The following is a 19,885-nucleotide window of genomic DNA, read 5'->3' on the forward strand; positions in this document are numbered from 1 at the left end:
GATGCTATACGCTAGGTTTAACCGTTTGACCGTTGTAGTACTTGTCTTTCATCTTAAGCGCCACGTTCACAAGGTAAATCAGCACAGGGACTTCAATCAGTGGACCGATAACGCCTGCAAACGCTTGGTCTGAGTTGATACCGAATACTGAGATAGCCACGGCAATCGCTAGCTCGAAGTTGTTACCTGTTGCTGTAAATGCAATTGATGCGTTCTTGTCGTACTCGATGCCCATCTTTTTACCGATGAAGAAACTGATGAAGAACATCGCAGTGAAGTAGATAGTCAGTGGAACCGCAATTAATAGAACGTCCATTGGCAGTTCAACAATCATTTCACCTTTCAGGCTGAACATCAGAACGATAGTCGCCAGTAGTGCAATCAGTGTGATTGGAGAGATGCGTGGAATAAATACGTCGTTGTACCACTGCTCGCCTTTCATCGACACAAGGATCTTACGGCTTAGGAAGCCCGCTAGGAATGGGATACCTAGGTAGATAAGTACACTGTGTGCAATGTCGATCATCGAGATATCAACCAACATGCCTTCGTAACCAAATACTGGTGGAAGAACGCTGATGAACAACCACGCCATAAAGCTGTAGCTCACCACTTGGAACGCACTGTTTAGAGCAACCAATGCCGCGCCGTACTCTTTGTTACCGCCGCCGATGTCGTTCCAAACCAGAACCATCGCCACACAACGAGCAAGACCAATCAGAATCACCCCAACCATGTAACCTGGGTGGTCTCCCAAGAAAGTTAGTGCCAATACAAACATCAGAATTGGACCAACGATCCAGTTCATGATCAAAGAGAGCTTAATGGCTTTCTTATCTTTTACCACAGTGCCTAGCAGGTTGTAGTTAACCTTAGCCAGAGGTGGGTACATCATTAAGATAAGGCCAATCGCAAGCGGAATGTTAGTGGTGCCAACAGACATTGAATCGTTCCACTGTTCGATCTGTGGGAATAGGGTGCCGAGTAGTACACCAAGGCCCATGGCAATAAAAATCCACAGTGTTAAGTAGCGATCTAGAAAACCTAACTTTGGTTTCATGATAATCTCTCTTAGTTGATATCGTAAATCGTCGAAAAACGATTGGTTGTGGCAAAAAAACACGCTTAAAAGTAAAGGCTATCAAAGCCGATCATTCAAGCGTGAACTTCTATTTTAAAATGCTGTTAAATATCGATTCGAAGCGTTGAATATTGTCGCGGTCGATGCGGTAACACATCTTCGGCGGAATCGACTCAGCCGTAATAAAACCTGAGGCTTTCAATATTCTTAAGTGCTCTGATACCGTTGATTGAGCTAAACCCAATTCACTCACCAGATCACTGTTCAAGCAGCCGCCCGATTTTTCTAACGTGGAAAGGATACTCAATATACGTATTCTTGCTGGGTGAGCGAGTGCTTTCGCCAGTGCGGCCATTTGCTTTTCTGCTTTAGCATCACCGTGTTCGATGGGCAGAGAACAGCCACCAGATGTCGAGCAAGTTGAGTTCATATTGACGTCTCACTTTCATTAATCGTTAAAAGACGATTAATGATAAGCCTATTTTAAATAGGGGTCAATGCTCACTGTCTATTTGAACGAACTTTAAGGTGGCGATTCAGGGACTATGGTTGAACTCTGCTTTGACTCAGCTACGCAAAATGGCGTGAACATCGATTAAACGCCATTTTGCTCGGTTATCCGCTAGTTAAGAACGGTATAGCCTCGGTTGATCATACAGTTACGATTCACTTGAAACTTCTGCTGCTCAGATAGCTCGGCGGATTGTCTTTTTTGAGCACCGTGCTTTAAAGCGCCGCTGATAATACCGATGCCAGCACCAATTTTTGCACCATCATGACCACTCCCGCCAGAGACGGCTCCACCAACCGCACCCAGCGCTGCACCCTTAGCGGTTGAACCGACAATATCGCTGCCAAGAGAATCGACCTCTTCAGGCTTCACTTGTTGAGCGTATTGCTCACATTCATACAGATCGGCGTGATACTGTGTTTCATCAACACCTTTAGTATCGACAATAATTTGATTAGCAAATACTGAACTTGATGCTACAAGCAATATCGCTGCGATTGGAGAGAATGGAAATTTCACAATATAGACCTCTAGAGTATTCATTGCATTGTTAAAGTGACGTGTAGTTCTCGATGAAATCAAGGCGACGATCGGTGTACTCACCAGAATCCAACATCTTAGATAACCCGCGAAGCGTGTTGTAAGGCTGAGAAACGGCCACCATGTTAATGAGCCAATACGGAATATCGCCACCTGGATCACTCAATACTCGATAAGAGATATGGGTGGTGTTTTCGTCGATTGGTGTCAGGATCCAACTCGCCTCTAATTCAGCCACTCTGATGATTTTTTTATTATTGTTTGGCAGGTAATCAGGCCTACCATGCTGATCAATGGTGACAACCATCGTCTCTGGATCTTGAGTGATGACGTTCTCTACGATAGCTTCACGATCGGCAACTGGCCAAGGTGCCTTGGTATAGGTTTTGGTGATCGTGTGCGCCGCACTAAAATGCTCTATTTCTTCCATGTCATCGATGTTTTCTACCCATTGCGTGCCAACAGAGGTATCGATAAAGAGTGCGATAATAGAAGTGAGGGACGCGTTGATGTCGCCTTCTGCTCGAAATTCTTTAAAGTGACTGCCTTCAATTTTACGGTTATAAACCTCGATGCCTTTTTTATCGCGTGCCAGTGACCAGCCATCGGTGTCTGATGCAAACACCGAAACTGAACAAGCAAGAAGAAGCAAAGTAATAATCTTATTCATCATGTTAATGAGCGCCCTTTCCAGCTGATTTTATTGGTTTTAGATAAGCGGTAACTGTTCAGCACGAGTAGGCTTTGAACACAAATACCGAAGGGTACGGTTAACGCAAATTTTGCGGGAACAAACAGTTCCTTAACCAAAATGAAGTAGGTGACGATCGACACCAAGAGCATCACAGAGCTGACAATGAGCGAATAAGCATGAATGGCAGACATGTCACTGATGAAGGCGTTCGCCGATACCAGCATCAAAAGCGGTCCCGCCCATGCGATGATGTTGGCTTTGATGAAGACTTTTAAAGCTTGTGCTTGCGATTGACAATTCACAATAAGATTCATGTTTTTGGAAAAGCCAGCCCAGATTGAGTTGAAGTCTGAATACATGTGCGTACTCATTAGTTTGTCTGCAAATGCCCAGAAAATCTTAAATCCATTGACCTTCATGACTTTTGCAAAGGCGATGTCTTCCGATATCGCGTTTGCTACTGCGGCGTGTCCACCGACTGCGTCGTAGGATTTTCGGGTAAACAACATCGCCTGACCGTTAGCAATCGCTTCTTCCTTAGTCATGTCGTTCGAGTTTTTAAAGTTCATATAAGATGCGATCGATAGAAAGATGCCCGGCAAGGTCGCTTTTTCTGCCACAGACGCAAAAGTTTGTTTTGGATTAAACGATAAGAGATCAGTTTTTTGTTGGATAGCAAAGTCGATAACGCTCTGTAGCATCGCGGGTGCTGAATCGGTATCTGCATCAATGAAATACACATATTCACCGCTCGCGTTGAGTGCGCCAGCCATACATGCATTGCTCTTACCAAGCCATCCGGTCGGTAACGTTCTACCTGAAATACAGCGCGCGTTAACGTCGAACTTACTGATCAATGCTTCTACTTTTTCACGGGTTGAGTCAGTAGAAAAGTCATCAACAACAATGACTTCAAACTTGTCTTTTGGGTAGCTCTGCTTCAATAGAGAGCCAAGGCTGATTTCAATATTGTCTTCTTCATTTCGCGCAGGAATAATGACGGAAACAGTCGGCCACTCAGTTCTTTTGAACGATATTTTAGGTTCAATGTGAATACGATGGCGCTCTAAGTTCGCAAGTGTGATTAGAAACTTGACGGTAACGATGCAAAGCAAGGTCGTAATAATAGCTAAAATCATAATGACTGTGGTCGGAATAAAGTGATGGAGAGACAGGAAAGAATATAGTGGAGTGTGACCTAACGCACATCTTGTATGTAGGACTTAACCCTTCAAACTGGAATGCGCTTCTGTTAGCGTTTGCCTTGGAAAGATGTGAAACAGTGACTGACAGGCGGTAAAATAAGCATTGTATTCACCAGCGACTCTAGCGATATAATCGAACCCAGAACCGTTACTCAAGATAACGAATGATCATAATCCAATAATAGGTACGCCCGACATGCCCCAACAAAACATCAAATTTATCGCGACTGATATGGATGGCACCTTACTCGATGAGCATGGAAAGCTCGACCCAGAGTTTTTCAATCTTTATGAGCGCTTAGAAGCGCAAGATATTATTTTTGCTGCCGCGTCTGGCCGCCAGTATTACAGCTTGCTAGAAACATTTTCCCCGCTTAAAGATCGCATGATGTTTATTGCTGAAAACGGCACATTAGTGATGCACAAAGGCCAAGAACTTTACAGCTGCTTGCTTGATACCGATGCCATTAAAGAGATCATTAAAGAAGCTCGAGCTATTGAAGGCGCGCATGTGGTGCTATGCGGTAAGAAATCGGCATACATCGAAACCCAAGATGAGCGTGCTCTGGCGGAGATCTCTAAGTACTACCATCGCCGTGAGCAAGTAGAAGACTTACTGGCGGTAGAAGACGATTTCATCAAGGTGGCTATCTGTCACTTCGACGGTTCACAAGAGAAAGTGAACCCAACTATTGATGCCAAATTCGGTGAGAACTACCAAGTGGTTGTAAGCGCAAAAATTTGGTTAGATGTGATGAACGCTGAAGCGTCAAAAGGTGCGGCGATTAAACATCTACAGAACACATTAGGTTTCACTTACGAGCAGACCATGAGCTTTGGTGATTACCTAAATGACTTGGAAATGCTTAAAGAGAGCTACCACTCTTACGCGATGGAAAACGCGCATCCAAAGTTAAAAGAGATCGCGCGTTTTGGCGCGCCAAGTAACGTTGACGCGGGTGTGTTCCAAGTACTTGAGAAGTTGCTAGCGTAACGCTCTTAAGCTAGATTCGATTTTTATCAAAGCCAACTCGTGAAAATGAGTTGGCTTTTTTGTTGGCTGCTGTTGTATTGAGTTAAATTTGAACGAGTGTTCAGCTTGTTGTAGTCTAACCAGAAAGATGGGTATTCACTTTGAATTGGATACGCCTTAGTAACGATATTTGGAATGATTATGAGCAAGAAACTTCAACTTGATATTATTTCTGACGTAATGTGCCCGTGGTGCGTAGTCGGTTACAAAAACTTAGAGCTAGCCGTTGCGGAACTTGGTTTAGAAGACCAGATTGAACTTGAATGGCAGCCGTTTGAGCTTAACCCTGACATGCCGCAAGAGGGCGAAAACCTGCGTGCCCATATCATGAGAAAATACGGTTCTAGCGCAGAAGAGAGCCAACGTTCACGAGAACAGCTTTCGGCTCGCGGCCAAGCGGTTGGTTTCGATTTCAATTTCTATGACAGTATGAGAATGGTCAATTCACGTCATCTACATGTACTTCTCGATTTTGCACTAGCGCACGGCAAACAGACTGAGTTAAAGCTACGCTTCTTTGCTGCTCACTTCACAGAGCAAAAAGACCTGTCCGATCTTGAAGTCATTGCACAAGAGCTTGAAGCGGTTGGCTTAGACTCAACGAAGGCACTGAAGCGCCTAAAGAACACCGACAACTTGAAGCAAATTGAAGCGCAAGAGTTTGAATGGCAACGCATGGGGATCTCTGCGGTTCCTACTGTGGTGTTCAACCGTAAGAGTGCAGTAACGGGCGCGCAGACGGTAGAAACCTACAAGCAGATTCTTCAAGAGCTTATTGCTGAATCATAAACGGATCATTGCTATCAATTAGAGTCTGAATTTCATGGAATCACTGTCACTCGCTCAAGCGCAAAAACTGGTATTGCTTTCGCAAAAGCTGCCGCCTAAGAAGTTGCCACCTAAAAAGCAACGCAATGGGGGCGCTTTGGCGAACACGTTGTCTGCGATTGAAAACCTTGGCTATGTGCAAATTGATACCATCTCTGTGATTCAGCGAGCTCACCACCACACGCTTTGGAATCGCAATCAAGATTACCAACTGAACCATCTTGATAAGCTGTTAGAGCGTCGAGAAGTATTTGAGTATTGGTCGCATGCCGCCGCGTATTTACCCATGCGTGACTTCCGATTCAGCCTACACCGCAAGAATGGCTTTGCGAGCGGTAAGCTCAAGCATTGGTATAAAAAGAATGACGCACTGATGGCTCATGTTCTCAAACGTATTGAGAATGAAGGGCCGTTGATGGCGAAAGATTTTGAAGGGGATAGGCCAAACCCCGGCGGTTGGGGCGGTAAACCGGCCAAGCAAGCATTAGAAACATTGTTCATGCAAGGCGACTTAATGGTGCCAAGCCGAGTTAACTTTCATAAGGTGTATGACCTAACCGAGCGAGTTTTACCGAGCGGAATTGATACCTCTGAGCCGACAGAACAAGAGTACATCGAGCATCTGATAACACGTTATTTAGAGGCTAACGGAGTTGGAATAGCGTCGGAAATGAGCTACCTACTCAAGAACACAAAGCCTTTGATTCAGAGAGCACTCCAACAGATGCTTGAAGATAAGCAGGTTCTGAAAGTAGATATTCAAGGCTCTGATTACTATGTCCTGCCAGGTGCTTTTGAACTGCTGAATCAACCTCTTTCCAGAACCAAGCTTAAGATACTGTCTCCGTTTGATAACCTGCTGATTCAACGAAAGCGAATGCAATCATTGTTCAACTTTGATTACCTCCTAGAATGCTATGTTCCAGAGGCCAAGCGTCAGTTTGGTTATTTTAGCTTACCGATTCTGTGGCAAGGTAAGCTGGTGGCGCGAATGGATTGTAAGGTCGACAGGAAGACCCGTTTACTCAATATTCGCAACTTGGTTGTTGAAGAGCGAATTAGAAACCATGAGTCATTGGTTCACGCTTTATGCGATGAGCTTAAACACTTCATGGTGTTCAACCAATGTGATGAGATGATCGTCCATTACACTACACCTTCTGATCTTGGCAAGCGCTTGATGAGCCAATGGCAACCCACCAAGACTCTCGCGTAATCATGAAGTTATTAACTGATTGGGAACAAGCGGCGAGCTAATGTTTTAGTAAATTCTATACTCGTCTCATGTTTGATCGCCTCGTAAGCTATCAAACATGAGGCGTTTCCTCTATATCTTCCAGTCGACTCTCCCCAATAAATACTTTGCATTTGAAACCGCCACAGTGTCCAATATCAGGTAGTACGAAACTGACCGAAAAACCTTATTTTTTAAGGTGTTAAATAGGACCTTTGCCGCATGCGTAAATCAGATAAGAAAATCGAGAATCAAATCAGAGACGTGTTAACTGACGTTTGTGAAGACACGCTGAAAGGCTTCGATGGTTTTTTGTGGGTGACTCACTCGGTCAACTTTTCCTCTTTTCCGCAAAGTTTGAAAATTGTCTGTGTATTCGATACCAATCAGGATAGAACGAACTTCTTAAGTGGCGAAGGTCAACAGAGTGTCTCAGGGGCTATTCAACAAGCGTTCAATCAAGTTGGAATTCAACTGAAGAATATCGATAAGCATGTTAGCTACGATACGCAAGAAAATTGCGATCGCGACCATCAAGGGAAGTGGAACAAGAGGCTTTAAGGAGCGTTGTCATCGTTCTTGTTTAGACAGCCTATCCAAATTGAGTTTCAATAGTGTGGCGCTCAAACTGAGATTCGATACAGCAAATCCAAGTCCTATTCTGAGTTCTAGGCTCTGATAACTTCTCATCTTCCAAACCGTATTATTCTCATTTTGAGAAAATCTGAGCTGATTTCTCGTTAGCCGGAGATACTTGGTTTCCAAATAAAATTAAAATCACAAAAACTTATATTTTCCTTAATGCATTGATTTTGAATCGGCATTTGCTCGTCTTACTTGCCACCGATGAAACAAGACAGACGAGCACTTGAACAATAGAGCCATGTAGTCGATACTTTTTTCGTATTTTGATTCCTAAATTGACACGTAAGTTGGCTGACTTTTCGTTTTGTGATTTAAGGCATGACAGTATCGATTAGGAACTTTTGATAATGAAAACCTACATTCTTTGGGTACTAGCGCTCATACCATCATACTTGGTTGCTAGTCACTCATTTGCCGTTGGTACAGCGGTAGTATTACCTGGGCAACATGAAGCGGGTGTTGATCTTTCGGGCTCCCCACTATCTACGAATGCCGTCATTGATTGGGAAATTTCCAACAGTGATATTGTGTTCGGAGCTTATGCCGACAAAGCCGACAATGAGCGGGCCACGACAATTGGTTATATGTACAACCAAGTCATGGCGATGAACTCGGGTTGGTTGGAGAACGATCTCCGTAACCAAGCTGAGTTAGAAGGCCTCAATTTCGAAGACTATTTCCTGCACTTTTCTGAAGATACTGTCATTGCCGAAGTTGATAAAACTCATGGCGAAAAGACCCTTTTAAACCGAAAACCTATGATCTTGGGTTATACAGCCAGTGAAGACCATGCTGGTTTTTGGTTGTATCAAGAGCCTCCGTGGGATGCCGATGTGTTTGAGAATTTCGAACAGGGTGGGGCTTTGTATGTCTATCATGCTGAACAGTTCGAACGGCTGACCTTTAAGTTCTCACAGTTTGCTGGCAGCGGTGAATTTTGGATTGAATACCCAACTGCTATTGATTCTCAGGGTAGGGTTTCACAATGGGAAAGGCTTGATGTAAAGAAAGACAAAACGCTCAATATGACCAAAAACCAATCGGTGATCTGGAACCTTCCGGATAACTGGTTAAGAGCTACAACTCATGATGGGAGCGGTGCGAGTTATGGCGGCGGCCAGTATTTTGGTTCAACCTTTTTGAGAGATGGTGGGCGCTTATACGTTGTGAGAGTTCGTTGGCAAAGTGAGAATGCCGACGACAGGCCGCGTTTAAAAGAAGTAAAACTCAAAAACAGTTTTCCAACCGTCAAGTTAACCGATGCTCCGACTTCAACCCCGGACGGCAATGCTATCAGCCAATGGCGAAAAATCCGTGGTTTTGATGTGTCTGCAGATCTAGATGGTGATAACTACTTGTCGCCAAGCGAGTATCGAAATCGAACCAATAAGAACGCGACAGCACGTTTTCGTTGGGAATCAAGAGTGGTGCCATTTGGTCGAATGTGGAGCGCTAACTCATCTTGGTCGCTAACGAACGTCGCAAACGCGGATTATCTATCTGCTATTCATCGCTACTACAAGCAAAGCTGGGCAAGACAAGGTTTGAATGGTGCGTACAACGACGACACAAATAAACTCATTGGCTCGAACCAGTTCTATGTTCACTCTGGCGGGCATGTTCAAGAGTTAGGAGCTGTTGCGGGTTCGAATCAAGCGGATGATCTCTACAAGCAACAATTTTCAGCGTTTCTCAAAAATCTTTCTGCTTTAGAAAGTGATGCGTCGATTGGGTTGAATATCGGAACCGCGAACTTACTGGGTCGAAATGGACAGTCTCATCTTAGCGAGGCGGGCTCTCTGTATTTACGCGAGCACTACATTTTTCCGTCTACTGGGTTTAGTGGTTACTCGGGGCTCTCAAAATTCTGGGATAATTCTGCGCTCGCCTACAATGGGCAAAGTGTTATTTTTCAGGCGACAACGCGTTATGGGCGAGTTCAGTATCTTGGAAATAGTGAAGATAATTGGAAGCAAGACCAATACTCGACCCTAGCGATCTACCACCTCAATCGACACGCTCAACATAGCTACTTTAATCAGTGGAACAATGGTTACGTCTATGGAAGTGGCAATACGACGGCTGACACTTTCTGGCAAAGTGGTGTCCCTAAAAACATCGCCTACCAACCCAGTTCGTTATTGGCCGTTGACTTGGGAGAGCCGAGTCATCAAATCCCACATGGCTTTGCGCCGATTCCTTTGATGCTTTCGACAACGACACCTCAGCCTGCTGACTACACCATCGTTGGCGATTCCTCGATGAACGAAATGGTGCATGCTGATCTGCCCAATGGTATCACTCACGTTCTACCGACGTTCACGTACTTTATGTATCAATCTGAAAATCAGGTGGTTGCTGGTGGCCCTGAGGACATGGTGTTAGCGAGAGAGTTCAGCAATGGTCGTGTGTTGTATCGCACGGATTTCCACGGTAAGAATCCGAGCTTTTATGACGCGGCAAAACTCACCATCGCGCTGGATGTTCCAATGAAACCTGTTGATGCCAACGGTAACGTTGGTGACTATGTGAGTGAAATCGAAATTGGCGGTTATGAAGGGCTGTTCTTACTTTATTAGAACCAATGTGAGTGAGTACTCTCGAACCAGAGCAGACTAGAGCTTAGGTTCGGGATATGAGCTTATTCTTTTTACACTGCTTAAACTCTTTGGCGATCCACGATTGCTCGTTTAAACCATTGTCGATTAAAGCAAAAAGGTAGCCATCGACTTTGCTTGAAGCCGCAGGATATTCTTGAAAAGCGTGCTTAGGGTAGCCGGGGTAATCTGTCTCGTATTGAGCGTCTAACTGCTTACCGAGTTGACGCCATTTTACGAATAACTCAGAAGAAGATGTCTCAACCTTATATTGGCCCAAAATGCGTTGGTGATGGGTTAACGCCACTTTAGCGCAGTGGTTGGTCTGTACGACTTTTTGTATCAATTCAACTTGTTCTTCACTCATGGTTTTCGCCAGTACATTCTCTTGTTCGATGCGCGCCATTCGCTCACCAAACGTTTCAGCATGGATGGGAAACACAAAAGTAAGCGGTAAAGCCAATACCAAAAGACGCTTGTAGAACATAACCAAACTCGTTAGAAGGATTCGCGGCTATTATGCCGCCCGCCGCCAATATTATTAATGAATATAAACGCTTAATTGTAAGAATTATTTTTATCGAGTGGATTAATAAATGCTTTCTGTTTTCTTTTATTCGCTAGGCGAATGGTTTGCTTGTTCCGCTGGAATAACGGCTCTCTCCGATCTTAATTTAATCGGAATATGAGCGGTTAGAGATGTTGGATATCGATCGAGTGGTAAGGAAAGCCGATCGCTTTAGCGGCGTTCAACAAAGCTTGTTGAGTCTTGAATACTCTGGGTTGCATTTTTCTGTCGGATTCAAGAAAGCTGTTTACTCCCCACTTATGACTTTTGACCATTAAGTAATAACCATTAGCTCCAGGGGACACGACACCAATTGCTGCTTTCAGGTCGCCACGACTGAAATGTTTTTTGAACTCACGTAATACCATATCAACATCCTTATTCGATGATAAAAAAAGGGAGCGCATTGCTCCCTAGTTAGTGCTTTTCTTAATGTTTACAAGAATGCGCGGTATGGCAGTTCTGGGTCATTTGTGAAGATGTCTGCAAAGCCACGGAAGTGCTGGTAGTGCATGCGGCCTTTATCTGTTGGGTATGTGTATTTACCACCAACTTGCCAGAAGAAAGGTGCGAAGCCGTATTGAAGACGTTCTTTCTTCATGTTCCACAGCATTTCGATTTCACGCGGGTCATTTTGGAAGTTAGCCCAAATGTCGTGGTGGAACGGAACAACTACTTCACAGTTCAAAGACTCAGCAGCACGAAGAATGTCTGAAGATGTCATTTTGTCTGTTACGCCACGTGGGTTCTCACCGTAAGAAAGCAGTGCAACGTCGATCTTGTGGTCATTACCGTGTTTAGCATAGTAGTTTGAGTAGTGAGAATCACCAGAGTGGTAAACTGAACCGCCTGTTGTTTCTACTAGGTAGTTCACTGCACGGTCGTCCATTCCGTCTAGAATTTCTTTGTCTAGGGAAGATGTTCCTTCAGGAAGTGTCACTAGAGCTGTACGGTCGAATGCGTCAAGAACCTTGATGTTCACGTCTTTGATTTTGATCTCGTCGCCAACTTTAGCAATAACACACCGATCTTCTGGCACACCCCATTTCATCCATAAATCAACACACGCTTTAGGGCCAATGAATTTAACGTGGTCGCCGCAGTTTTGTAGAACTGCCGCTGCAACGTTGATATCAATGTGGTCGCCGTGGTCATGAGATGCCATAACTGCATCGATCTCTTTGATAGCGAAAGGGTCCAATGGGAAGATCGCGGTACGTAGGTTTGGTTGAAGTGCTTCCACACCGCCCATACGCATCATTTGGTGCTGGTTTTTCATTTTTTGAACGGCTTGTGTTTTTTTACCAGTACCACACCAGAAGTCCATTGATAGGTTTGCACCTTCTTCTGATTTTAGCCAAATACCTGTACAACCCAGCCACCACATAGAAAACGTACCCGGTTGCACAACTGTTTGTTCAATCTCTTCATTTAACCATGTGCCCCACTCAGGGAATGTATTTAGGATCCAAGACTCGCGAGTGATTTCGTTTACATTGCTCATGATAATACCTTTTATTTCAATAATTTGATTAATTTTGGATGTAGGGAGCCGAGCGCCTTAATTTGGATTAAGGCACTGAGCTAAATTTATTATTATTGGTGGGCTAGTTAGCCCTGCGATTTAAACTAGGATGACTTGCGTCCCTTGAGCTTCAATCAGTTTTACGACTTCGGGATTGGCGTCTTTACCGGTGATGACAATGTCTATTTGCTTGGTGCTGCAAAAGAGCATTCCGGTACGTTGTCCAACTTTTGAGCTATCGACCACGACGACAAGCTTATCGACCTGTTCGAGCATTTGTTGTTCGGCTACGGCCGTTAACATGTCGGCTTTGTACAGCCCGGCATCGGTTAAGCCTTTACCTGAGGTGAACATCCAGTTTCCCGCATAGCCGCCTAATGAATTAGGGGCAGGGTTTAGAAAGATGTTCTGCGCTTTGTTGTATTGACCACCAATGATGATGACATCGTCATGATCTTCGTTGATCAAGTAGCTTGCGAGTGGAAAGTAGTTCGTTACGATTTGAACGTCATCGCCACATAATTGCTGACCGAGTAGGAAAGCCGTCGAACCACAGTTGATCACGACTGTATCGCCAGCCTGACAAAGCCCTGCAGCTGCTTGAGCAATCTCTGATTTCTCTTCATAGAACTCAGTGCTGTTGATATTCAGTGGTGACCACTTTCTCTTCTGAGTTTCTACTCGTTCCGCACCATTTCGAATTTTTCTAAGTCGGCCAACTTCATCTAACTTAGCGATATCGCGCCTAGCAGTAGCAGGAGAAACGCTAAATTTATCAATAATATGAGAGACGTTGATTGTCTGCATATCTTCTAACAGCGACAAGATGCCGTTATGTCTTTGTACTTCATTCATATTTATCACTCTTTTTGTCGTTGTGACAATTTAATGATTACTTTTGATTTGTTTTGATTCTAATAATCACCATCATGATTGTCAAACCACATCGCTATAAAAACCAGATATTAATCACAATGTTTTATAAGTGGTTGATTTTATTGTATTTATAATTTTTACGTGTGATCTAAAGCTCAATTAAGCACATTCTGGGTGTGGTTAATTGATATAAATCAAAGTAATCACAAGTGAGCATTGAATGATTACTTTTGATTGGTAAAGTCTAGTTCGTGAGCAAAACTAGAATCATCACATCCTACAAATCATTAAAATTAAAAATCAATCAGGGGTAAAGATATGGAATTCTTATACGATATTTTCTATATTTTTTACAGTCAGGTAATGACCAAAGCACCGTTGCTACTCGGTCTTGTTACTTGTCTCGGCTACATCCTTCTAAAACGTGACGCAACAACTGTTATCTCCGGCTCTATTAAAACCATCGTTGGTTTCATGATAGTGCAGGTAGGTGCAGGAACATTGGTAGCGGGTTTTAAACCGGTTATTGAAAAAATGAGTGAAATACATGGATTAACGGGATCGGTAATTGACCCGTACACCTCCATGATGTCCACCATGGAAACCATGGGCGACAACTACTCTTGGGTTGGGTATGCAGTATTACTGGCTCTTGGGCTAAACATTCTACTTGTTGCCTTCCGACGTATTACGGGTATCAGAACCATCATGCTGACTGGGCATATCATGTTCCAGCAAGCTGGCCTCATTGCTGTTTTCTACTTCGTGCTTGGTGCAGGTATGTGGGAAACCATTATTTATTCAGCAATATTGATGGCGTTGTACTGGGGTATCTCCTCAAACATCATGTTCAAGCCGACTCAAGAAGTCACTGGTGGTGCGGGTTTCTCGATTGGTCACCAACAACAGTTTGCTTCATGGGTAGCCACCAAGGTTGCACCGAAGCTTGGCGACAAGAACGACAGTGTTGACCACATCAAACTGCCTAAGTGGTTACACATTTTCCACGACAGTATCGCTGCAACAACGTTAGTAATGACTGGCTTCTTCGGCATTATTCTTCTTTCGTTCGGTCTTGATAACCTTCAGGACATGGCAGGTAAAACGCACTGGTTTATCTACATTTTTGAAACTGGTTTGAAATTCGCTGTTGCCATTCAAGTCATCGTTACTGGTGTTCGCATGTTCGTTGCGGAACTGTCCGAGGCATTTAACGGTATTTCTCAACGCCTTATTCCTAACGCTGTTTTAGCAATCGATTGTGCTGCTATTTACGCCTACTCTCCTAACGCAATGGTATTTGGTTTCATGTGGGGCGCAGTGGGTCAATTCACCGCTGTTCTTGCAATGCTAGCGTTTGACGCACCAATCATGATCATTCCTGGCTTTATCCCAATGTTCTTCTCGAACGCCACTATCGGTGTGTTTGCTAACCACTTTGGTGGCTGGAAAGCGGTGATGAAGATCTGTTTCGTGATGGGCATCATCGAAGTGGTTGGCTCTGCGTGGGCAATCCATATCTTCGCTCAATCAGGTACTGAGTTTAATGGCTGGATGGGCATGGCTGACTGGGCTCTGGTATTCCCACCAATCATGCAAGGTATCTCAAGCTCTAGCATGTTCTTCTTTGTGATTTTGGCTTTGGCTGGCATCTACATGTACTTCGCTTCTAAGCAACTACGAGCTGAAGAAGACGCAGAAGCTGCTGCTGAAACAATGACCGCAGTAACGCCTGAAGGTATTGAGGTTGAAGTCGCGGTTCCACAACAATCGACAGCAACCGCTGAAGCACCATCTGTTTCAACAACGGCAGCTTCTACAACATCAGAAACTCGAATCTCACCAGCCGCTGACCAGAAACCGGTTCGTGTCTTAGTGTGCTGTGGCTCAGGACAAGGTTCTTCAATGATGTGCTCTAAGAAAATCAAAGAGTATTTGGACAAGAAAGGCATCCCAAGCTCGGCCTTTAACAGCGCCATCACTGATTACAAATCACACCTTGGTTCATTCGACATCATCGTTACTTCGGTTGCTCTTGCAGCGAAGATCACGGGTCTGCCGGAAGGTAAGCAACAGTTAGCGGTTAAGAACATGATTATGGTGAAAACTTTCGGCGACGAACTTGTTTCCATCATCGAGAACAACTTCCATAAATAATTAAAAACGGCTCAGTGGTGTCGCACTGCTGAGCCAATAAAAACAATTATATAAGTGAGCAATAACATGAACTTAAAAGAATCTCTTATCAAGAATAACTCTATCCTACTGAACGCAAAAGCAGCTGACTGGAAAGCGGCGATTAAGCTAGGTACTGACGCATTGGTGAAAGCGGGCGTGGCTGAAGAGCGTTACTACGACGCGATTACTAAAGCGATTGGCGAAGAAGGCCCTTATATCTGTATTCACGATGCGTTCGCACTGCCTCATTGCCGCCCTGAAGACGGTGTTATTCGTACTGGGTTTGCGCTAACCGTGCTTGAAACGCCAATTACGTTTGAAGGTGTTGATGAGCCTGTAGATGTGCTGATAACACTAGCGGGTAAGGACTCAGAAGAGCACATCGAAGGCACCATGCAAGTGGCGAACTTGATTGAATTCGATGAAGACTTCTCAAAACTTCGCGCGTGCAAAAGCCCAGAAGAAGTGGCGCGTTTAATTGATGCTGCATTGCTTCAAGCGGAAGCGGCGTAAGGAGGCAACGATGTCTAAATATAGCCAATTGAAACAACGTGTTTTAGAAGCCAATTTGCAACTTCCGAAATACGGTTTGGTGACATTTACTTGGGGTAATGTCTCTGAGTTTGACCGTGTTAACGGAGTGATAGCGATTAAACCATCAGGTGTCGAATACAGTGATATGACGGCTGAAGACATGGTGGTCGTCGATCTCGAAGGCAAGGTTGTTGAAGGGAAACTCAATCCTTCAAGCGATACCGCAACGCACTTAGAGCTCTATAAAGCTTTCCCTGAAGTGAGTGGCATTGTTCACACGCATTCACGCAGTGCCACCATTTGGGCACAAGCGGGTATCGACATCCCAGCCTTAGGCACCACTCACGCTGATTATTTCTACGGTGACATCCCATGTACACGTCGATTGTCTCACTCTGAAATTTCTGAAGAGTACGAGAAAAATACTGGCTTGGTGATTATTGAAGAGTTCAAGCAACGTCGAATCGATCCAATGGCCGTTCCAAGTGTGATTGTTGCAGGACATGCGCCGTTCTCTTGGGGCAAAGATGCCAACGACGCCGTTCATAACGCGGTGGTATTAGAAGAAGTGTCGGCAATGGCGTTGGCAACGCGCACCTTGAATAGCGGCATCAAAATTCAGCCAGAACTATCCGACAAACACTACTTACGTAAGCACGGTGAAAATGCTTATTACGGCCAACAGTAAATCGGATTTCGTTTAAGTAAGTCGTTTCTATTCGAAGTAGCTTCAATATTGATTAGGCCCGACTTCAGGGAATAAGTAGAGGACTCTATGTATAAAGTGCTGGCGTTAGATCTCGATGGAACCGTGTTAAAGGATGATCACACGATTCATCCAGAAGTAAAAAAGGCGATTCAAGAAGCCAAACAAAGTTGTCACGTCATGATTGTTACTGGCCGACACCACACAGCAGCACGACCTTACTATTACGAATTGGGGCTAGATACTCCAATCATCTGCTGTAACGGCACTTATGTTTATGACTATCAAACTGAAACGGTATTGACTCAAAACGCCATAGAGAAAGATAAGGCACTTACTTTCATTAACATGGCTGACGAGTTTCAGCTCAAGATGGTGATGTATATAACTCATGCCATGACGTACTCACAGTACAACCCATTTGCCTACATGTTGGCATTGGAAAGCTGGGCTGAAACGGCACCAGAGCAACATCGCCCACAAATTTACCAAGTGGAATCATTCATAGAAACAGCTCAACAAGCTGAACACGTTTGGAAGTTTGTGGTAGAGGGGAGCCAAGATTCCGTCGACCGTTTAATGCAACACCCATGGATAGGAGAGAACTTCAACGGTGAGCGTTCTTGGTCAAACCGAATCGACTTTGCTGCAAAAGGTAACAGTAAGGGCCTACGCCTTGCTGAATACATCGCAGAACTCGGTTATCACGCCGATGACGTCATTGCCGTCGGTGATAACCACAACGACATATCCATGATTAAGTACGCCGGATTCGGTGTAGCGATGCTCAATGCTGATGACATCGTCAAATCACACGTTCAACGCGTGTGCTCAACAGATAACAACCATGATGGCTTAGCCCGTCTAATACGTGAACAAATTAAAGGATAACAACATGACTAAACCAATGATTCAGATCGCCCTAGACCAAACAAATCTTCCTGCCGCAATTGAAGTGGCAAACAACGTTGAAAGCTTTGTTGATGTGATTGAAGTGGGCACTATTTTGGCTTTTGCTGAAGGTATGACAGCGGTTTCTACCCTTCGTAAAAACCACCCAGACCATATCCTTGTGTGCGATATGAAAACCACCGATGGCGGCGCAATTTTGGCTCGAATGGCATTCGAAGCGGGTGCTGATTGGATAACCGTTTCTGCGGCTGCACACATCGCAACCATTGGTGCGTGTAAGAAAGTCGCTGACGAATTTAACGGTGAAATACAAATCGAAATTTACGGCAATTGGACAATGGACGATGCTCAATCTTGGGTCGACCTAGGTATCTCTCAAGCTATCTATCACCGTTCTCGTGACGCTGAATTAGCTGGTGTGGGCTGGACTGAAGAAGATCTTGTGAAGATGCGTGCATTGTCTGAAATGGGCATCGAGCTTTCTATCACAGGTGGCATCGTGCCTGAAGACCTTTACCTATTTGAAGGCATTAAAGCGAAAACCTTTATTGCAGGTCGCGCACTTGCGGGTGAAAAAGGTAAAGAAACAGCAGAAGCACTAAAAGCTCAGATCGACCGTTACTGGAATTAGGAGGCGTTATGTACCAAAACTTATTACGCCACCGAGTAGGGCTTTATGAGAAGGCCCTACCTAACGAACTCAGCTGGGAAGACAAACTGGCAACAACCAAAGAGCTCGGCTTTGATTTTCTTGAGATATCGGTAGATGAATCAGACGAGCGCCGTAGCCGTTTGGATTGGAATGACGATGAAGTGTATGTCTTACGTCGCCTGTGTGAAAAGCATGGTGTACCGCTGCAATCCATGTGTTTAAGCGCGCATCGCAAGTTCCCATTTGGATCTGCAGATCCGGTGATTCGTGAACAAGCGGCTATCCATATGGAAAAAGCGATCTCACTCGCTTACAAATTGGGTATTCGTACCATCCAATTGGCTGGGTATGACGTTTACTACGAGCCTGCGGATAAGGTGACTCACCAGAGGTTCATTGAAGGCATGAAGCTTTCTGCGCAGTTGGCGGAAAGGTCGGGCGTTATGCTCGCTGTGGAGATCATGGATACCGATTACTTGAACTCTTTGAGCAAGTTTGAAGTGCTGAGTCGTGAAGTCAATTCACCGTATTTCACGGCGTATCCAGATGTGGGTAATATCTCCGGTTGGAATTACGACATAGTGACGGAACTAAAGTTGAGCAAGCCTCATATCACTCAGATCCACCTCAAAGACACTTATAAAGTGACTGACGAATACAAAGGTCAATTTCGAGACTTAGTGATTGGTGATGGTGAAGTCGACTTTAATGCCATTTTTGAAACGTTGAAAGAGACTGAGTGCGTCGTACCACTCGTGATTGAGATGTGGGCTCAAGATGAGCGTTGGAAAGAGAATATTCTGACGGCACAAAAGCGTTTGAACGAGGTATGTGTGCAAACGGGTGTTCCGATGTTGTTTGACCACTAGCTCTACTTAGAATGATTAACCCGTTTCTCTTTGCGTTCTCAATGCTCCTAACGAAAAGAGAAAATGCAGCATATTGCCCCCCAATATGCTGCATTTTTATATCAACATGTCGCTCTAAACTGTTGAAGCTGAGGTTATGTCAATTTCGAAATAGTGGCTGTTCTTAAACAGCAATAGTCACATGATCACGGCCTACTTCAGCCATCTTAATTAGGTAGTCCGTATGGTATTTCTTCTTGATGACGATTTGGCTACCGATTTCAGCAACAATCTTCACGACCTCTAACGCATCAGAAGGATGCAATGAAGAATCTTTTGAAATTTCGATATTAACGCCCAAATTTGCCAGTTTCATAATGTCGCTAGAGTGCATGATAATATCCAATATATTTTATTATGGTGGACTATATCATCATCGATTAATTCAACGCCACTCTGCTAAGCCCAAAGTTTTGAACGATGCCCTCAAACTATGATTTCAATATGCAAGTAGTGAAATTTGATCGCAAACTGATACCATGGTCTTTCTTATGGGATTATGCCAACTTTGGCGGGGATGTTGTTGTTCAGTCTCGTGTGAAGAAATGAACAGTCAACTTGATAGGTTTTATCTATAACAAAGATAAATAGAAACGATTATGTTTATTTTTAATGCCGACCTATTCTTTATCCACACTAATTCAATGGTTTAAATGCT

The 19,885-nt window shown here is 44.3% G+C and carries 21 protein-coding genes; 11 read left to right on the forward strand and 10 right to left on the reverse strand.

What is annotated here, in order from left to right:
- Positions 1–4: 4 nt before the first annotated feature.
- From arsB to A6D97_RS02495, 5 genes are all read right to left on the reverse strand, one after another.
- On the reverse strand, positions 5–1,060 hold the full coding sequence (arsB, locus tag A6D97_RS02475; RefSeq protein ID WP_017065681.1) for an ACR3 family arsenite efflux transporter: 1,056 nt from the start codon (positions 1,058–1,060) through the stop codon (positions 5–7).
- 109 nt (positions 1,061–1,169) lie between these two features.
- On the reverse strand, positions 1,170–1,511 hold the full coding sequence (locus A6D97_RS02480) for a winged helix-turn-helix domain-containing protein (RefSeq protein WP_017064015.1): 342 nt from the start codon (positions 1,509–1,511) through the stop codon (positions 1,170–1,172).
- A 192-nt stretch (positions 1,512–1,703) separates the two neighbouring features.
- On the reverse strand, positions 1,704–2,111 hold the full coding sequence (locus A6D97_RS02485) for a glycine zipper family protein (RefSeq protein ID WP_029235181.1): 408 nt from the start codon (positions 2,109–2,111) through the stop codon (positions 1,704–1,706).
- Positions 2,112–2,142: 31 nt separating this feature from the next.
- Positions 2,143–2,805: an START domain-containing protein gene (locus tag A6D97_RS02490; RefSeq protein WP_065583761.1), complete on the reverse strand. Its 663-nt coding sequence runs from the start codon at positions 2,803–2,805 to the stop codon at positions 2,143–2,145.
- Positions 2,802–3,965: a glycosyltransferase gene (locus tag A6D97_RS02495; RefSeq protein WP_017065679.1), complete on the reverse strand. Its 1,164-nt coding sequence runs from the start codon at positions 3,963–3,965 to the stop codon at positions 2,802–2,804. The genes A6D97_RS02490 and A6D97_RS02495 overlap by 4 nt, the downstream gene beginning before the upstream one ends.
- 262 nt (positions 3,966–4,227) lie before the next feature.
- Here A6D97_RS02495 and A6D97_RS02500 point away from each other — a divergent pair, with 262 nt between their 5' ends.
- From A6D97_RS02500 to A6D97_RS02520, 5 genes are all read left to right on the forward strand, one after another.
- Entirely contained in the window at positions 4,228–5,025 is a 798-nt protein-coding gene (locus A6D97_RS02500) for a Cof-type HAD-IIB family hydrolase (protein ID WP_017065678.1), read from the forward strand.
- A gap of 180 nt (positions 5,026–5,205) precedes the next feature.
- On the forward strand, positions 5,206–5,853 hold the full coding sequence (locus A6D97_RS02505; protein ID WP_017060931.1) for a DsbA family oxidoreductase: 648 nt from the start codon (positions 5,206–5,208) through the stop codon (positions 5,851–5,853).
- A 34-nt stretch (positions 5,854–5,887) separates the two neighbouring features.
- Positions 5,888–7,108: a crosslink repair DNA glycosylase YcaQ family protein gene (locus tag A6D97_RS02510; RefSeq protein ID WP_065583762.1), complete on the forward strand. Its 1,221-nt coding sequence runs from the start codon at positions 5,888–5,890 to the stop codon at positions 7,106–7,108.
- A gap of 240 nt (positions 7,109–7,348) precedes the next feature.
- A complete protein-coding gene (locus A6D97_RS02515; protein ID WP_017060926.1) occupies positions 7,349–7,687 on the forward strand; it encodes a hypothetical protein in 339 nt (112 codons plus the stop codon).
- Between the two features lie 431 nt (positions 7,688–8,118).
- Positions 8,119–10,350, forward strand: coding sequence for a hypothetical protein (locus A6D97_RS02520; RefSeq protein ID WP_065583763.1), 2,232 nt, complete (start codon positions 8,119–8,121; stop codon positions 10,348–10,350).
- 43 nt (positions 10,351–10,393) lie between these two features.
- Here the strand turns inward: A6D97_RS02520 and A6D97_RS02525 are convergent, their stop codons facing one another.
- The 4 genes from A6D97_RS02525 to ulaR all read right to left on the reverse strand — a co-directional run bounded on the left by A6D97_RS02525 (position 10,394) and on the right by ulaR (position 13,316).
- Positions 10,394–10,855, reverse strand: a complete 462-nt coding sequence (locus A6D97_RS02525; protein WP_017060924.1) for a hypothetical protein — start codon at positions 10,853–10,855, stop codon at positions 10,394–10,396.
- Between the two features lie 206 nt (positions 10,856–11,061).
- On the reverse strand, positions 11,062–11,304 hold the full coding sequence (locus A6D97_RS02530) for a hypothetical protein (RefSeq protein WP_017065673.1): 243 nt from the start codon (positions 11,302–11,304) through the stop codon (positions 11,062–11,064).
- Between the two features lie 68 nt (positions 11,305–11,372).
- Positions 11,373–12,440 carry an L-ascorbate 6-phosphate lactonase gene (gene ulaG, locus A6D97_RS02535; RefSeq protein WP_017060922.1) on the reverse strand — a complete coding sequence of 356 codons (1,068 nt, stop codon included), beginning with the start codon at positions 12,438–12,440 and terminating at the stop codon, positions 11,373–11,375.
- Positions 12,441–12,560: 120 nt separating this feature from the next.
- A complete protein-coding gene (ulaR, locus tag A6D97_RS02540; RefSeq protein WP_017064005.1) occupies positions 12,561–13,316 on the reverse strand; it encodes an HTH-type transcriptional regulator UlaR in 756 nt (251 codons plus the stop codon).
- Positions 13,317–13,655: 339 nt separating this feature from the next.
- Between ulaR and A6D97_RS02545 the strand changes: the two genes are divergently transcribed.
- The 6 genes from A6D97_RS02545 (at position 13,656) to A6D97_RS02570 (ending at position 19,188) form a co-directional block, all read left to right on the forward strand.
- Positions 13,656–15,494 carry a PTS ascorbate-specific subunit IIBC gene (locus tag A6D97_RS02545; RefSeq protein WP_065583764.1) on the forward strand — a complete coding sequence of 613 codons (1,839 nt, stop codon included), beginning with the start codon at positions 13,656–13,658 and terminating at the stop codon, positions 15,492–15,494.
- A 66-nt stretch (positions 15,495–15,560) separates the two neighbouring features.
- Positions 15,561–16,028, forward strand: a complete 468-nt coding sequence (locus tag A6D97_RS02550; protein WP_017069724.1) for a PTS sugar transporter subunit IIA — start codon at positions 15,561–15,563, stop codon at positions 16,026–16,028.
- A gap of 10 nt (positions 16,029–16,038) precedes the next feature.
- The gene (locus A6D97_RS02555; RefSeq protein ID WP_017064003.1) at positions 16,039–16,737 is read left to right on the forward strand and encodes an L-ribulose-5-phosphate 4-epimerase; all 699 of its coding nucleotides are present in this window, start codon (positions 16,039–16,041) and stop codon (positions 16,735–16,737) included.
- An 87-nt stretch (positions 16,738–16,824) separates the two neighbouring features.
- Complete coding sequence (locus A6D97_RS02560) at positions 16,825–17,646, forward strand: pyridoxal phosphatase (RefSeq protein ID WP_017064002.1); 822 nt, start codon at positions 16,825–16,827, stop codon at positions 17,644–17,646.
- 4 nt (positions 17,647–17,650) lie between these two features.
- The gene (locus A6D97_RS02565; RefSeq protein ID WP_017064001.1) at positions 17,651–18,298 is read left to right on the forward strand and encodes a 3-keto-L-gulonate-6-phosphate decarboxylase UlaD; all 648 of its coding nucleotides are present in this window, start codon (positions 17,651–17,653) and stop codon (positions 18,296–18,298) included.
- An 8-nt stretch (positions 18,299–18,306) separates the two neighbouring features.
- Positions 18,307–19,188 (forward strand): L-ribulose-5-phosphate 3-epimerase, encoded by an 882-nt coding sequence (locus A6D97_RS02570; RefSeq protein WP_065583765.1) that lies wholly within the window; start codon positions 18,307–18,309, stop codon positions 19,186–19,188.
- A 163-nt stretch (positions 19,189–19,351) separates the two neighbouring features.
- Here A6D97_RS02570 and A6D97_RS02575 read toward each other — a convergent pair whose 3' ends face one another.
- A complete protein-coding gene (locus A6D97_RS02575) occupies positions 19,352–19,561 on the reverse strand; it encodes a hypothetical protein (RefSeq protein ID WP_065583766.1) in 210 nt (69 codons plus the stop codon).
- Positions 19,562–19,885: the final 324 nt, after the last annotated feature.

The organism is Vibrio sp. ZF57, assembly GCF_001691235.1.
Taxonomy (GTDB): domain Bacteria; phylum Pseudomonadota; class Gammaproteobacteria; order Enterobacterales; family Vibrionaceae; genus Vibrio; species Vibrio crassostreae_C.